This window comes from Brevibacillus sp. BD137, from assembly GCF_041644655.1.
In the GTDB taxonomy this organism is placed as follows: Bacteria; Bacillota; Bacilli; order Brevibacillales; family Brevibacillaceae; genus Brevibacillus; species Brevibacillus brevis_D.
This window is the reverse complement of record NZ_JAOTNO010000011.1, coordinates 184,483-197,904: the sequence shown is the minus strand read 5'-3', so window position 1 is coordinate 197,904 and position 13,422 is coordinate 184,483. Positions and strand designations below refer to the sequence as shown.

At 47.0% G+C, this 13,422-nt stretch carries 15 protein-coding genes and 1 riboswitch; of the genes, 5 read left to right on the top strand and 10 right to left on the bottom strand.

Going from position 1 to position 13,422, the window contains the following annotated elements:
• Positions 1 to 165 precede the first annotated feature (165 nt).
• On the bottom strand, positions 166 to 1,026 hold the full coding sequence (locus ODZ53_RS22185; RefSeq protein WP_372680082.1) for a hypothetical protein: 861 nt from the start codon (positions 1,024 to 1,026) through the stop codon (positions 166 to 168).
• A 117-nt stretch (positions 1,027 to 1,143) separates the two neighbouring features.
• On the opposite strand from ODZ53_RS22185, the gene ODZ53_RS22180 reads away from it, so the two are divergent.
• Entirely contained in the window at positions 1,144 to 1,518 is a 375-nt protein-coding gene (locus tag ODZ53_RS22180; protein WP_012684798.1) for a YgzB family protein, read from the top strand.
• Between the two features lie 93 nt (positions 1,519 to 1,611).
• Here the strand turns inward: ODZ53_RS22180 and ODZ53_RS22175 are convergent, their stop codons facing one another.
• The 3 genes from ODZ53_RS22175 to nth all read right to left on the bottom strand — a co-directional run bounded on the left by ODZ53_RS22175 (position 1,612) and on the right by nth (position 4,890).
• The gene (locus ODZ53_RS22175; RefSeq protein ID WP_372680080.1) at positions 1,612 to 3,345 is read right to left on the bottom strand and encodes a glycosyl hydrolase family 18 protein; all 1,734 of its coding nucleotides are present in this window, start codon (positions 3,343 to 3,345) and stop codon (positions 1,612 to 1,614) included.
• 272 nt (positions 3,346 to 3,617) lie between these two features.
• Positions 3,618 to 4,052, bottom strand: coding sequence for a peroxide-responsive transcriptional repressor PerR (gene perR / locus ODZ53_RS22170; RefSeq protein ID WP_012684796.1), 435 nt, complete (start codon positions 4,050 to 4,052; stop codon positions 3,618 to 3,620).
• 154 nt (positions 4,053 to 4,206) lie between these two features.
• Positions 4,207 to 4,890: an endonuclease III gene (gene nth / locus ODZ53_RS22165; RefSeq protein WP_372680078.1), complete on the bottom strand. Its 684-nt coding sequence runs from the start codon at positions 4,888 to 4,890 to the stop codon at positions 4,207 to 4,209.
• A gap of 118 nt (positions 4,891 to 5,008) precedes the next feature.
• Between nth and ODZ53_RS22160 the strand changes: the two genes are divergently transcribed.
• Positions 5,009 to 5,920, top strand: a complete 912-nt coding sequence (locus tag ODZ53_RS22160; RefSeq protein ID WP_372680076.1) for a complex I NDUFA9 subunit family protein — start codon at positions 5,009 to 5,011, stop codon at positions 5,918 to 5,920.
• A 39-nt stretch (positions 5,921 to 5,959) separates the two neighbouring features.
• Here ODZ53_RS22160 and ODZ53_RS22155 read toward each other — a convergent pair whose 3' ends face one another.
• From ODZ53_RS22155 to bcp, 4 genes are read right to left on the bottom strand one after another with little or no spacing between them, the layout of a single operon-like run.
• On the bottom strand, positions 5,960 to 6,508 hold the full coding sequence (locus ODZ53_RS22155; protein ID WP_007728750.1) for a cob(I)yrinic acid a,c-diamide adenosyltransferase: 549 nt from the start codon (positions 6,506 to 6,508) through the stop codon (positions 5,960 to 5,962).
• Positions 6,509 to 6,533: 25 nt separating this feature from the next.
• Complete coding sequence (locus ODZ53_RS22150; RefSeq protein ID WP_012684793.1) at positions 6,534 to 7,295, bottom strand: class I SAM-dependent methyltransferase; 762 nt, start codon at positions 7,293 to 7,295, stop codon at positions 6,534 to 6,536.
• 9 nt (positions 7,296 to 7,304) lie between these two features.
• A complete protein-coding gene (locus tag ODZ53_RS22145; RefSeq protein ID WP_372680073.1) occupies positions 7,305 to 8,357 on the bottom strand; it encodes a M42 family metallopeptidase in 1,053 nt (350 codons plus the stop codon).
• Between the two features lie 35 nt (positions 8,358 to 8,392).
• Complete coding sequence (gene bcp / locus ODZ53_RS22140) at positions 8,393 to 8,863, bottom strand: thioredoxin-dependent thiol peroxidase (protein WP_048031450.1); 471 nt, start codon at positions 8,861 to 8,863, stop codon at positions 8,393 to 8,395.
• Positions 8,864 to 9,019: 156 nt separating this feature from the next.
• Between bcp and ODZ53_RS22135 the strand changes: the two genes are divergently transcribed.
• Both ODZ53_RS22135 and ODZ53_RS22130 read left to right on the top strand, forming a co-directional pair.
• Complete coding sequence (locus tag ODZ53_RS22135; RefSeq protein ID WP_012684790.1) at positions 9,020 to 9,637, top strand: winged helix-turn-helix domain-containing protein; 618 nt, start codon at positions 9,020 to 9,022, stop codon at positions 9,635 to 9,637.
• A 63-nt stretch (positions 9,638 to 9,700) separates the two neighbouring features.
• Positions 9,701 to 10,339, top strand: coding sequence for an HAD family hydrolase (locus ODZ53_RS22130; protein ID WP_372680070.1), 639 nt, complete (start codon positions 9,701 to 9,703; stop codon positions 10,337 to 10,339).
• A 52-nt stretch (positions 10,340 to 10,391) separates the two neighbouring features.
• Here the strand turns inward: ODZ53_RS22130 and proS are convergent, their stop codons facing one another.
• Complete coding sequence (proS, locus tag ODZ53_RS22125) at positions 10,392 to 11,858, bottom strand: proline--tRNA ligase (RefSeq protein ID WP_372680068.1); 1,467 nt, start codon at positions 11,856 to 11,858, stop codon at positions 10,392 to 10,394.
• Positions 11,859 to 12,171: 313 nt separating this feature from the next.
• A complete protein-coding gene (locus ODZ53_RS22120; RefSeq protein ID WP_012684787.1) occupies positions 12,172 to 12,783 on the bottom strand; it encodes an ECF transporter S component in 612 nt (203 codons plus the stop codon).
• A gap of 233 nt (positions 12,784 to 13,016) precedes the next feature.
• Positions 13,017 to 13,172, bottom strand: a riboswitch (FMN riboswitch).
• Between the two features lie 138 nt (positions 13,173 to 13,310).
• Here ODZ53_RS22120 and ODZ53_RS22115 point away from each other — a divergent pair.
• Positions 13,311 to 13,406: a putative holin-like toxin gene (locus tag ODZ53_RS22115; RefSeq protein WP_012684786.1), complete on the top strand. Its 96-nt coding sequence runs from the start codon at positions 13,311 to 13,313 to the stop codon at positions 13,404 to 13,406.
• Positions 13,407 to 13,422 lie beyond the last annotated feature (16 nt).

The following is a 13,422-nucleotide window of genomic DNA, read 5'->3' as shown; positions in this document are numbered from 1 at the left end:
TGTTTCATCGCCCAGAGGCGACTTTCTTAATTTATCACATAACCACTTATAAAATCAAGTGTTTTTTAAAACTTTTTTTCTCAGCCGTACTGCGTTAGCGCAGCAGCGACGTTTGTTAATATAGCATGGATCACAAACAATAGTCAACACTAATTGAAAAGTTTTTTATCCCATTAAAATAAAACCTGTTTCTCTGTCGCCCTTTTCCCCATCCTTGCATACAATCTCTTGAATCAACAAGCGCTGAAGCATCTTATCTATCACAAGAGGAATCTCGATTTCTGCTTCTTGAATCATTGGATGATTCATCAGCTCTTCCAAACGCCAAGGCCCTGATTTCGTATCCATGAGCTCAACCAGGTATCGAACAGATTCCTTTGTTCTGGATGCGATCCAAAATTCAATTGCCAGCACAAGTAGTTCAATTCGCTTCTCCAATGCTTCCGCATTAAAAGACAGCTCCTCATACAACTTATATATAGAAGGATCTATCTGTTTGACTTGCGTCCATAAAGCTGGCTGAGGATGATCTCCCGCTTCATATACAATGAGACGAGCCAAATAGTGAATCGTTTGAATGGCAGAGTGATGTGCATCCAGCATCATACCTTGCTGCAAAAACTCTTTTGTCTCGTGAAAAAAACGAAGGATTTGGGAATACTCCTTACAGATATGTTTTTTCTGAAGAGAAGATGACAAACTAGCCAGGCGCAGCTTCATTTGTTTCATATAATGCTCTTTGTCCCAAACAATTTCTGCCCTTCGAAGCATCTCGGCAAGTCGTTCATCCAAACCGCAAATGGCTCCCTTCTCCAGTTGCCACGTGCTGATTTGCTGCTCGATGATCACTTGTTCCTGAAATAGCATGCGACGGATTTTACCATCTGCTTGGGGCTCATTTACTACGACGAAATAAAAGATTCCCTCGCGAAATGGGACTAGCATATCCGAATCATTTAAAACAAGCACCGCTTGCACATCCAAACGCTGCTGGAGATTTTCCAGATACGTCTGCCTTAAAGTCATGCCCTGTTCCTCCCTGCCCCCTGGGTTGAACTTATGGATTCTACAAGTCTTGTCGGTTTCCTGCTTGTCAACAGACAAATCCTTTGTATGCTATACTATAGGGTAGGAGGAATGATCATGAAAAATACAGAACGCCTGAGCAAGATCAAACGCATGCGCACATGGGGCAACTGGAGCATGGTAATCGGCATTTTGCTGATGTATACAGGGTACGCATTTTTTGCAGGTTATTTGGACTTTATTCCTTTACTTGGAAACCTCTTAAAAGGCTCTTACATTTTTATGACGCTGCTTTTGATCATCGGGTTCATTCTGACAATGGGCAGTACAGTCTTGTTTATGATTTCCGGGATGGTCTCCACTTCAGCTCCACAGGTGCAATGCCCTTCATGCCAAAAAGTCACGAAGATGTTGGGAAAAGAAGACGCCTGTATGTTTTGTGGACAACCTTTACGCCTAGAAGACGGACATCCTCAGCAAAACCAGACATAATATGATTCCTTTCAACTATACGTAAAAAGCCACCTGCCAATTCCCCAGCATTCGGGGTGCAGGTGGCTTTCTTTCGTGAAAGCTGTCTGTCTTTTATTTCAGAGTCTCGTCAATTGCTTGCCAGATCTCCGGCACCTCAAAACCTCTGCGCCAAGAAGCCACACCCGCCAAGTCATACTTATTAACGATCTCCATACGCTTCTTCATTGACGTCACATCTTCTATCCACATTTTATAGACATTGCCATCCTTCGGGTCTTTGTACTCCACATAATGTTGACCTGAAGCTTCATCCATAACTGGCGTCAGCTTGCGTTCGTTGATCCATTCCTGCGCTTTTGTCATGGAATAAGCTTTGGAACTCACCTTCACGGTTCCATCGGCCTGCTTCGCTTCCGTCCATAAGCGTGTGTAAAACGGCACACCCAGCAACAGTTTTTCGTTAGGGACTTCTTCCAGCACTCCTTGCAAGCCCCGCTCCACCCATGGCAATGATGCGACGGAACCAGCTTTTGGACTCGCTGCCCAATGCTCATCATACGTCATCACCGCAACATAATCGACGACTTCGGCCAACGCTTTCCGATCCAGGAACATGGACCATTGCTTCGCGTTTGACTTGATCGTCACATCTATGGTAAGAGTCAGTCCTTGCTGATGGAGATACGGCGTCAGCTCCCGAACAAACTGTACGAGCTCTTCTTTCTCTTCTAAATACACGTTTTCAAAATCGATGTTGATGCCATCGAGATCGTATAGATGAGCGTAGTACAGAAGCTGGGCAATTAATTGATCTCGCTTGTCATAGCTACTGAGAACGGATTTGGTCCAATCTGGATTAAACCCGTTTGTAACAAGCCCCCAAACCTTGTAGCCCCTCTTATGGGCCCATTTGACGTATGCAGGGTCGGCCCTATTCAATAGTTTTCCTTCTGCATCCTTCATTTCAAACCAAGTAGGTGAAACTACATTTACCCCTGGTAATGCACCAATTTTTGAAACATCCGGATTTTTACTGACGACGTGCTCCCATACGAGGTTGATCTTTCCCTCAGGCTTCCAAGCAGCGTGTTGTTGTCCGGTAGCAGTCGTGTGCTCTAGCTGGACTTTGCGCACATCTGTCATTCCAATACTTTTCTCTGAAATGAATCCACCTACTCCCGAGGCCGTCAAAACGTGATACCAGTTTTCCTTTTTACCAAGAACGTCGACAACCTCACCCGCAGACAGCTCTGCTACAATCGGAGTTCGGTGAGAAGCACCCGTACGGACTGCTTGTTTTTCTTCCGCAGCGATTACTTTCGCTTGCTGAATTTCATAGCCCTCTTTTTCAACGACCAGGACACCCGTGTCTGCTTTTCGCTCAAAAGAATACGGATACAGCTTTTCCAAAGGATCCAAAGGAACATAGCGTGTGCCGTCGACCTCTTTCACTGGAACGAGTAAATCCACAGGTTTTTTGTTCAGATAAGCGACAACTTCTCCGCTCTCCATCCGAAGCACCTTATCCTTCGTCGTGACGATAACGGAACGTGTAGGTTCATCCCAAAAAATCGCTGGATCAATGCTTTCTTTAATGAAATCAAAGGGCAACAATATTTGCTCTGATTCCAATATATACGTAGACTCTTTCCGCGAGCCTTCGTATACAATCACATTTTTGTCACCATCATACGGCTGCACATGCTCAGTTGAGGCACGGAGTACAAAAAACCAGTAAATGCTGCCAAAGATAGCCAACAAGAAAAAGCTTAACAAAAACAGCCTGCCAAAAGCCCTTCTTCTTCTTCGTCTTGGTCGCAGAGCTCTACCTGACTCCCTGCTCATAATCTCCACCTGCTTCCCGGTACATAAGCCTGTCTTCTGACTTGGGCTGTATGATTTGACTCATTATTTCGATCATAGCGTTGGTTCAATACATTCACAACCTTTTGTATTCTGGTAATTCACGGACAAGCTTCTACCAAAAAGAAGACGTACGAGAAGCCAAAAGGTTACAGATATCGACAGAAAGGGTTATGTCCTCCAAAAACAAGCACCCCCTGCATCACCGGGATTATCCGATTCAAGCAGGAGGTGCTCATCCATCAAATACATTCTTAGTGGGGATTCTTTTGACAGGAATCACAAACGCCATAAACTTCCATACGATGTCCGGTTACTTTGAAGCCGATGTCCTTGGAAGCAGCTACTTCTGCATCCCGCAAATACGGAAAGTGGAAGTCACTGATTGCCCCACAGGTGGTACAGATCGCGTGATAATGATCTTCTTCCACATTGGCATCGAATCGGCTGGACGCATCCCCGTAAGTGAGCTCTGTAACCAATCCAGCATCTTTAAAGACTCGTAGATTGTTGTAAATCGTTGCAACGCTCATATTCGGGAATTTGCCTTCAAGGGCTTTATATATTTCGTCAGCCGTCGGGTGAGTCATCGTTTCCAGCAAATAGGTCAAAATTGCATGGCGCTGTGGTGTCATGCGAACCCCGGTATTCTTCAGGATTTCAACAGCTTTCTCCACACGTTGTACCATCTTGTTACACCCCACAGTCTTTCGCAAGACAAAAGAACAAGCTTCTCTAATGTCATTGATTAGAATTACTATAAATAAGTGTACGTCTAGTCGGCGAAAACTGTCAATATCCATTCATTCGATTTGAACAGAAAGAAGTGGAAAATCAAGTTTTTTACTTTGCTTTTGCAGGCTTTTTGGTTGCAGGTTTTTTGGTTTTTTTGGCTTCAGCCTGTGCAAACTTACACATGGATTGAAGTGTACAGCTACCGCACTGTGGATTGCGCGACGAACATACACGTCTGCCGTGCCAGATTAGCCAATGATGCGCATCCGTCCACTTCTCTTTCGGAATGCGCTTCATAAGCTGCCGCTCCACTTCGTCCACATTGTCGCTATTCGCAAGGCCTAACCGGTTTCCTACGCGGAATACATGCGTATCCACCGCGATCGCAGGAATCCCGAATGCATTGGACAAAACGACATTTGCAGTCTTTCTCCCTACCCCCGGCAATGCTTCGAGCTCGGCATGCGTTTGTGGAACTTCGCTATTGTATTTTTCGTACAAGATTCTACAGGTCTCTAAAATGTTTTTACTCTTATTCTTATACAACCCAAGCCCTTTTATATGCTCTTCCATTTCTTCCTGTGTCAAATGAAGGTAATGCTCCGGCTGGTTTAGTTGCTGGAACATGGGTGCGGTAGTCTCATTCACCCGTTTATCTGTACATTGGGCCGAAAGAATGGTCGCAATGAGAAGTTCAAACGGGGTTGTATAATTCAATTCACAGTGCGCATCCGGATAAAGCTGCTGTAAATTATCCAAAATGTCGGCCACAGGTACTTTGCGTTGTGCCATAAATATATCCCCCTTTTCCCTACATTATACCGCCTTGGTCAACACAGCGATCGATAGCACCGCAGACTGCAACTGTTGTACAATGAATCTGGAAGTATTTAACGGGAGGAGGTTTTCCATGAAAGTATTCCTGACTGGTGCCACAGGTTTTGTTGGACGGGGTATACTCGAGCGCTTGCAGGCAGAAGGATATGAGACGGTTTGCCTCACCAGAGCTGGTTCAACAGGTAAGCTTCCCTTCACCGAAACCGCCAATCCACATGTTACGGAAGCAACTGGCGATCTATTTGATAAAGAATCATTGATGAGAGCGATGGATGGCTGCGACGCTGTCATCCACCTCGTTGGAATTATTCGCGAACAACCGGGGAAAGGCATTAGCTTTTCTCGTATCCATGTAGAAGGTACAAAAAATGTACTGGAGGCCGCTAAGCAAGCTGGAATCAAGCGCATTGTCCATATGAGTGCTCTTGGTGCACGCAAAAACGCCACGAGCTCCTATCACCGAACCAAATACGAAGCAGAGCAGCTTGTGCAAACAAGCGGTATTCCGTATGTCATTTTCCGTCCGTCTGTTATTTTTGGTCCTGGGGATGAATTCGTGAACATGCTCGCCGATCTGGTGCGGTTACCTGTCACACCAGTCATTGGTGATGGCTCCTACCCTTTGCAGCCAGTTGCTCGCAAGACGGTGGCGGATGTATTCGTCCAAGCCTTGGGCAGACCGGAATCAACCAATCAAACCTACGAAACAGGTGGACCCGAACGGCTTTCCTACGGACAAATTCTCGATACGATTGGCGAGGCCATTGGAAAGCGAAAGGTCAATAAAATCCACATCCCTCTCGCTCTCATGAAGCCTGTAGTAAATATGTTGGAGAGATTTCCATTTTTCCCGATTACCAACACGCAGCTCACTATGCTGCTAGAAGGAAACGCATGTAAGGATGGAAAGCTTCTCTACGAGACTTTTCATACAGAGAAAATCGATTTTCTGTCGGGAATCACCACTTACCTGCGTACCAAATAAAAAGCGGAAGCCCCCTGCTTGATCCCAGGGGGCTTTTGCCTATTCATGCAGTGTTTTTTCTACTGCACTTGTCTCTTTATTAATATGACGCGCCACAACGAACAGATAATCGGACAGACGGTTGAGGTATTTGACCACGGACGGGTTTACCTGCTCCTGCTGTGCCACATGAACAGCTTTGCGCTCTGCACGTCGGACGACCGTACGCGAAACATGGAAGGCAGCCGCAGCTGGATGTCCGCCAGGCAAAATAAAATTGGTGAGCGGCGGCAACTTTGCATCTAGCATGTCAATTTGCTCTTCCAGAAAAGTAACGTCCTCTTCTGCAATCGGCCAACCGACCTTCTTGCCTTCTGGCGTCGCAAGCTCAGCTCCTACATGGAACAGCTTTGTCTGAATGACATGGAACACATCCTGCAATTCCTTCCATTCTTCTGTCGCAGGCAACAGAGCCAGTGCCAATCCAATCTGCGAGTTGGCTTCATCGCAAGTACCGTATGCCTCTACACGGTCCGCAAACTTAGGCACGCGGACACCTGCAACCAGTGACGTCTCACCTTTATCCCCTGACTTTGTATAAATCTTCATTCCATATCCCCTCCACAGGTTCCGTTTACAAAGCCTCTGCGACCAGAATCAATTCTGAGCTATTTGCATCAAAAGGCGTCTTTGCAAAAGAACCGTATCGTTGTGTGACCTTCAAGCCATTTAAACGAAGCAGATGATGGAGCTCCGCGGGGAAAATGTAGCGGAGGGTAAATCGGCCCCTCACCCGTTCCGTCACAACTCCCTGTGCATCCGTACGCTCGTATATGCGTGTCACTTCGGACAGTTGCTGAAAATGGTCATAGCGGGTGTAATCCCACATCGCAACCTCTTCTCCTGACGGGAGTGGATAGGTGCCACGCAAGGACATTTTTTCATTTTCCTCGTAAAAATGATGGATCTTGGGTACAAACACGTTCATGATGAATTTCCCGCCTGGAGCCAGATGCTTGCGAATGCACGTCAATGCCTTCATTTGCTCTTGAACATGCAAAAGGTGCAAAAACGACCGAAAAGGAATCATAATCAGTGAAAATGACTCCTGCAGATCAAAGGCGCGCATATCCCCTTGCAATAGCTTTAAGCCGGATGTCACACCTTGTTCCTCAGCCTTTACCTGAGCCCTTGCCAGCATATCCTGGGATAGGTCAATTCCGGTAACGTCGATGCCAGCCTGCGCCATAGGAATGCTGATTCTTCCGGTGCCGCAAGCGAGATCCAGTACTTTTCCGCCTGCCAGCTTGGCTTGCTCCAGATAGAACTCAACATCACCCGTAACACCGCGTTGCGTGAGGTCATAGTAGTCAGCCCATTGATACATATTGCTCATCTGGTCCTCCTATGCTTGCATTTCTTTCGATTGAAGGTAGGCCATCACGAGCTTTGCCGTGTTGTCGAGCGCTTCTTTATGTGTACGTTCATGGGAGTGGGAAGCATCTACTCCCGGTCCAATCAAGCCATGGACAACGTCATATCCGGCTCTCAGCGCAGCACTTGCGTCAGAACCATAGTAAGGATAAATATCCACTTGGTAGTTCAGACCGTTCGCTTGTGCGAGCTTGGTCAGATGACTGCGCAATCCGTAGTGATAAGGTCCTGTGGAATCCTTCGCACATATGGACACGCAATACTCATCTGTCGTCTGACCGTCCCCAATCGCTCCCATGTCAACAGCCAGGTACTCCACCACGTTGTCAGGGATGCTGGAGTTGCCACCGTAGCCGATCTCTTCATTATTGCTGATAAAAAAGTGCGTGGTGTAAGGTAGCTTCAAGCCGGATTCACTCAGTTCTTTCAGAACCCCCAGCAGCACAGCTACGCTTGCTTTGTCGTCAATATGGCGGGACTTGATAAAGCCGCTTTCCGTTACCGTCACTCGCGGATCAAAGGAGACGAAATCTCCTACGGAAATCCCAAGCGCAAGAACTTGCTCTTTGTTTGTAACCTTTTCATCCAGTCGAACTTCCATGTTCGCCTCATTGCGCTCTGCTTTCCCCGCTTCTGAGCTGTATACATGCACGGAAGCTTTGGTGGACAAAATGGTACCGGTTACAAGACGACCGCTGCTAGTCTCTACAACGCAGTGCTCTCCTTCAATCGCATTGAATGCAAAGCCGCCGATCAAGGTCAGCTTCAAGCGCCCGTTGCTCTTTATTTCCTTTACCATCGCGCCCAGCGTATCGACGTGAGCGGTCAAGAGTCTTGCCTTTTCGTTATTGGCCCCCGCTACTGTTGCAACGATTGCCCCTTTGTTTGTCCGTTTATAAGAGACGCCAAGCTTTTCTAACTCTTGTGCAACCCAAGCCATTACTTTTTCCGTATTGCCGGATGGACTTGGGATGTTCGCCAATTGGCAAAAGCTTTGTACAACATATTCCGTGGATACACTCATCTGTATTCCTCCATTCGCTCATTGCGAAATACACGTTAGGATTGAAGCTCTTCCTTAATAAATTGAAGCACTTCCTGCACATGTCCTTTGACCTTTACTTTTGGCCATACCTTTGCGATGTTGCCTTCTTTGTCGATGACGAACGTGGTGCGTTCTATACCCATGTACTCTCGTCCGTACATTTTCTTCAACACCCACACACCATAAGCCTCAGCCACTTGATGATCCGGATCGGCCAAAAGTGGAAAAGGTAATTCGTGCTTCGCGATAAATTTATCATGCGATTTCACAGAATCCGGACTGATTCCGAGAACAACTGTATTCAGCTCAGCAAAGCCCGAATGGAAGTCACGGAAATCACATGCTTCTGTGGTACATGTCGGCGTTTGGTCCTTCGGATAAAAATAGAGTACTACATTTTGACCATGAAATTGGGAAAGTGAGAGGGTCTGATTGTCGCTCGCCTGCAAAGTAAATGCAGGTGCAGCTTGTCCTACTGCCGTCAAACTTTTCCCTCCTCTCGATAATATCCTGTTTTTGCTGGTCCCATTTTACCACAATCTAGTAGTGACTTCATCCGCATACAAGTTGCGCTTTGATTCAGAAAAGGATAGAATAAAAAAAAATAAAATTTGGCCTAGTCAGTTGGATGGTGAATTCGCATGAAAGAGTTTTATGAAGTAACAGATCCAGAAGCGCTAAAATCCCTTGCTATAGCGGAACGGGTTAAAATTTTGGAACTCTTTGAAGATTTGGAGCCCAGAACGGCCAAACAAATCGCTACAGAACTAGGCGAAAATGCTGCACGGCTACATTACCATGTGAAGGAGCTCGTGCGTGTTGGGCTGCTTGAGCAAGTGGATACCCGGGTAAAAGGCTCCATTGTGGAGAAATATTATGAGCCTGTTGCCAAGGTCATTCAGGTCAAGCTCCAATTGATGATCGAAGAAAACGCTCAACAATTAAGTGATGTCATGTTCACTCCGTTTCGTACTACGGAAAAGGACCTCATGCGAACTCTCAATCGCTTCGTCGCAAGCGACCAAGATGTTAGGAAAGAGTATAAAAATACGTTCGCTTATAATTTGACTGAATTTTATTTGAGTCAAGATGAACGTAATCAATTTGTGGAGGACATCTCTGAGCTGTTGCAAAAGTACAAAGGGTTCAAAAAGGAATCTGGTCGTCGAAAATTCAAGTTTTTCGACACCCTGTTCCCATTGACTCCAGCGGACCCAACAGATGATTCAGATGATCCTTTTGATGATTCGGATGAGTAAGTCACCAAGAAAACCATCAGATACGATGGTTTTCTTTTATTTTCTAATCAAAGGAGGACTCCCATGCGGACAATCTTGTTTGATTTCGACGGCACAGTTGCCGATACTCTCCCCTTGATCTTCACCGCTTTTCGCTCTACCTTTCAGCAGTTTTTACAAGAGCATTATACCGACCAGCAGATTGTAGCTCTCTTTGGCCCCACAGAGACAGGCATTTTGCAAAACAAGCTGCCCTCCCATGTGCATGACAACGCCCTCGCTCATTTTTATCGTGTATACACAGACGAACACTCCCGTATACAAAACCCAGAAAATATCCGAAACATGCTCGATGAACTACACACAGCCGGTATCCAAATGGGGATCGTGACAGGAAAAGGCCGCAAAAGCGCTGATATCTCCCTCCGAGAATGGGGATTAGACAAGTATTTTTCCGTCGTAATCACAGGGGATGAGGTCACTGATCCGAAGCCACACCCAGAGGGGATTTTTACCGCTATGCAACAACTAGGCGCTACACCGGAGGACACCATTTTTGTAGGTGACAGTGATGCCGATGTTTTGGCTGGTCGTGCCGCTGGTTTGCAAACAGTCGGTGTGGATTGGCTTTTGGTTACACAAAAGTCGGGAAAATTCGCTCCCGAGCCTGACTACCACTTTACGGATGTTCGAGCTTTTACTGATTGGATACTCGGACGCTAGATGAAAAAAGGGTGTGCCCTGCCGCCAAAGCGTGGACACACCCTTTGTTTGATTAATACGCCCTACCGAACCAGACACTATGCTGTGACTCTTTGCCGCAGCAAATGCAGGCTTTCTTTTGCACAGGAGGCTCAAACGGGATGTTGCGGGAGGTGAACTTAGTTTCCTCCTTGATCTTCGATTCACAAGCATCATCCCCACACCAGCCAGCTAACACCCATCCACTCGTTTTGTTTTCGCTCTCGTTTTTGGCAATATGAGCGGATAGCTGCTCCAGTGTATCGATCCCCAAATGGGAGTTCTCATCCCGAAAGGCTAGCGCTTTTTGGAACATATTTTGCTGAATCTCTTCCAACAGTTGAACAACTGTTTGCGCGATACCTTCAAGAGAAACCGTCACCTTCTCTCCTGTATCTCGTCGAGCCAAAATTACTTGACCATTTTCCACGTCACGCGGACCGAGCTCCAGACGCAGAGGAACCCCGCGCATTTCCCATTCATTGAACTTCCAGCCTGGCGTTTCTTCGCGAAGATCAGCACGGACACGCACACCTGCAGCCTTGATCTCGTCAAAGAGTGGATCAAACGCCTCCATGACTTTCTCGCGCAGCTTCATCGGACCGACTGGGATCATAATCACTTGTGTCGGAGCCATGCGAGGTGGCAACACGAGACCACGGTCATCGCCATGCACCATGATCATCGAACCAATCAGTCGCGTAGAGGTTCCCCATGATGTGGTGTGAACGTACTTGAACTGATTGTCACGATCCAAAAACTTGATTTCAAAGCCGCGGGCGAATTTATCGCCCAAATAGTGCGAGGTGCCCGCTTGCACTGCTTTGCCATCCTTCATCATCGCTTCAATGGAATACGTGTCGACAGCACCAGCAAAGCGTTCACTTGGAGTTTTTTGTCCCTTCCAAACCGGAATGGCCAGCTCCTGCTCGACGACCTCTCGGTAAATCTCTAGCATTTGCATCGTTTCCTGACGAGCTTCCTCCTCTGTCGCATGTGCCGTGTGGCCTTCCTGCCAAAGAAATTCTGATGTCCGCAAGAACGGCATCGTCCGCTTCTCCCAGCGAAACACGTTTGCCCACTGGTTGATTAATACAGGCAGGTCGCGATAGCTCTGAATCCATTGGCTGTACATATGTCCGATGATCGTCTCGGAGGTTGGACGTAGCGCGAGCTTTTCCTCTAGCGGCTCGCCACCGGCCTCTGTTACCCAAGGCAACTCGGGATTGAAGCCCTCGATATGCTCTTTTTCTTTTTGAAAGAAAGACTCGGGGATCAGCATCGGGAAATAGGCATTTCGATGCCCTGTCTCCTTGAAGCGCATATTCATCGCCTCTTGAATTCGCTCCCATAGCTCGAAGCCATCCGGCTTGAACACGATGCAGCCGCGTACCGGTGTGTAGTCCATCAAATCCGCCTTTTTGATGGCATCAATGTACCAACGCGAAAAATCCTCCGATTGCGGTGTAATTTCTTTTACAAACGCTTTGTCCTCTTTCATCCGTCTACGCTCCTTTTTGTTCTTACGTAAAATGCAAAAAATCCCCCATCCCAAAAAGGGACGGAGGATTAACTTCCGCGGTACCACCCTGATTGACTACAGCAGACGCCATAGTCCTCTCGATAACCCGATAACGGTGGGCATCCGGCTCAGTTCTTCACCAGCGGCTTCAGGATGGGGTGCAGTTATCCTTTACGTATCAGCCTTCCAGACTAGGGCCGACTCTCTGTCACGTGGGTATAGCTGCGGGTCCTTTCATAGCCTTTTCTGACTATCTATTAACTACACATATTAGCGAGTCACATCGTGGTTGTCAATTGTTGGTTCGCGCAGCGATTCGGGAGCCGAGCTTCACGTAGATCGGATATGCAACCACTGAAATCATAACACCTTTGAAAAGATTGAATGGTACGATTCCATACAGAACTAATGACCAGATACTTGTCGCATTGAACATGGACAAGAGCTGTTCAATCGGCATTTGATAAAGCACAGCATACGCAGGCAACAGCACATAAGCATTCGCTACAGCCATGACTATCGTCATCAAAATCGTCCCTAGAGCCAGACCAGTCAGGAAGCCTTTTTTGCCTTGGCCGAGACGCTGCATGTAGACAGCTGCAAAAATAAAGCTTGATCCTGCTACGACATTTGCGAGCTCACCGATCAACAGACCGTCTGTATTTTTGAAGAGCATATGCAGTGTATTTTTCAGTACCTCGATAATAACGCCAGCTACAGGTCCGTACATGAGCCCACCGATCAATGCCGGAAGTGTACTGAAGTCGAGCTTCAAAAAGCTTGGCATCAGCGGAACAGGAACCTCGAGATACTGCAGAATAAATGCAACCGCCGCCAGCATGGGAATCGTCACCAGCTTTTGGGTTGCACGTGTGCGCGAAGAATGCAGCGCTGTTTCTTTCATGTTTACCATCTCCTCATTGTTCTACTCCTTCTTGAGGAATGGCAACAGTCGTTGTAAGCTCACACGTCTTGTTACACAAACAGAATAAACCCTGTGGCTAAAAGTTCCACAGGGCATTTGCAAGCGTATGACAAACCATGCGCAAATAAAAGGTACAAGAAACAAGAGGGCTGGCCTCTACGTTCTCATCCCGTTTGCACAGGCAAACAAGCACGTGTGATAAACGTACTGTCGTCATCCTTCTCCCATCCAGACTGTACTGTCGGCTCTGGAATCACACCAGATCCTGCACTCCGTCGCTACCTATCAGCTCAGGAGGCTCGCGGGCTTAACATGCATAAAGCATGATCACCGCCGGTCGGGAATTTCACCCTGCCCCGAAGGAATGTGTAGTTGTATACAGCATATTATACTGCTGTTTTTTGATTTGACAATAGAGGAAACTGCCAGCTCGACACTTCTTGTTTATTTTTCCGATGAGTTTAATGTGAATATGACTCATCCCCATTTGAAAGGGGGTGAGGCCTGTGGTAACGAACGAAACACTCGGACTGCTTTTCCAGTTTGGGTTGTTCCTGGTCGCTTTAATCGGCTTGGTTGTTACCTTGACCAAAAAGAAATAGACCGCCCTTGAGTTGA

What these genes read in the sequence shown, in the direction of transcription:
- ODZ53_RS22155 (WP_007728750.1), bottom strand. Translation starts at nt 6,508, where the DNA reads ATGAAGATTTATACAAAGTCAGGGGATAAAGGTGAGACGTCACTGGTT.
- ODZ53_RS22135 (WP_012684790.1), top strand. Translation starts at nt 9,020, where the DNA reads ATGAAAGAGTTTTATGAAGTAACAGATCCAGAAGCGCTAAAATCCCTT.
- ODZ53_RS22185 (WP_372680082.1), bottom strand. Translation starts at nt 1,026, where the DNA reads ATGACTTTAAGGCAGACGTATCTGGAAAATCTCCAGCAGCGTTTGGAT.
- nth (WP_372680078.1), bottom strand. Translation starts at nt 4,890, where the DNA reads ATGGCACAACGCAAAGTACCTGTGGCCGACATTTTGGATAATTTACAG.
- perR (WP_012684796.1), bottom strand. Translation starts at nt 4,052, where the DNA reads ATGGTACAACGTGTGGAGAAAGCTGTTGAAATCCTGAAGAATACCGGG.
- ODZ53_RS22150 (WP_012684793.1), bottom strand. Translation starts at nt 7,295, where the DNA reads ATGAGCAATATGTATCAATGGGCTGACTACTATGACCTCACGCAACGC.
- ODZ53_RS22145 (WP_372680073.1), bottom strand. Translation starts at nt 8,357, where the DNA reads ATGAGTGTATCCACGGAATATGTTGTACAAAGCTTTTGCCAATTGGCG.
- ODZ53_RS22130 (WP_372680070.1), top strand. Translation starts at nt 9,701, where the DNA reads ATGCGGACAATCTTGTTTGATTTCGACGGCACAGTTGCCGATACTCTC.
- ODZ53_RS22180 (WP_012684798.1), top strand. Translation starts at nt 1,144, where the DNA reads ATGAAAAATACAGAACGCCTGAGCAAGATCAAACGCATGCGCACATGG.
- ODZ53_RS22175 (WP_372680080.1), bottom strand. Translation starts at nt 3,345, where the DNA reads ATGAGCAGGGAGTCAGGTAGAGCTCTGCGACCAAGACGAAGAAGAAGA.
- proS (WP_372680068.1), bottom strand. Translation starts at nt 11,858, where the DNA reads ATGAAAGAGGACAAAGCGTTTGTAAAAGAAATTACACCGCAATCGGAG.
- ODZ53_RS22120 (WP_012684787.1), bottom strand. Translation starts at nt 12,783, where the DNA reads ATGAAAGAAACAGCGCTGCATTCTTCGCGCACACGTGCAACCCAAAAG.
- ODZ53_RS22160 (WP_372680076.1), top strand. Translation starts at nt 5,009, where the DNA reads ATGAAAGTATTCCTGACTGGTGCCACAGGTTTTGTTGGACGGGGTATA.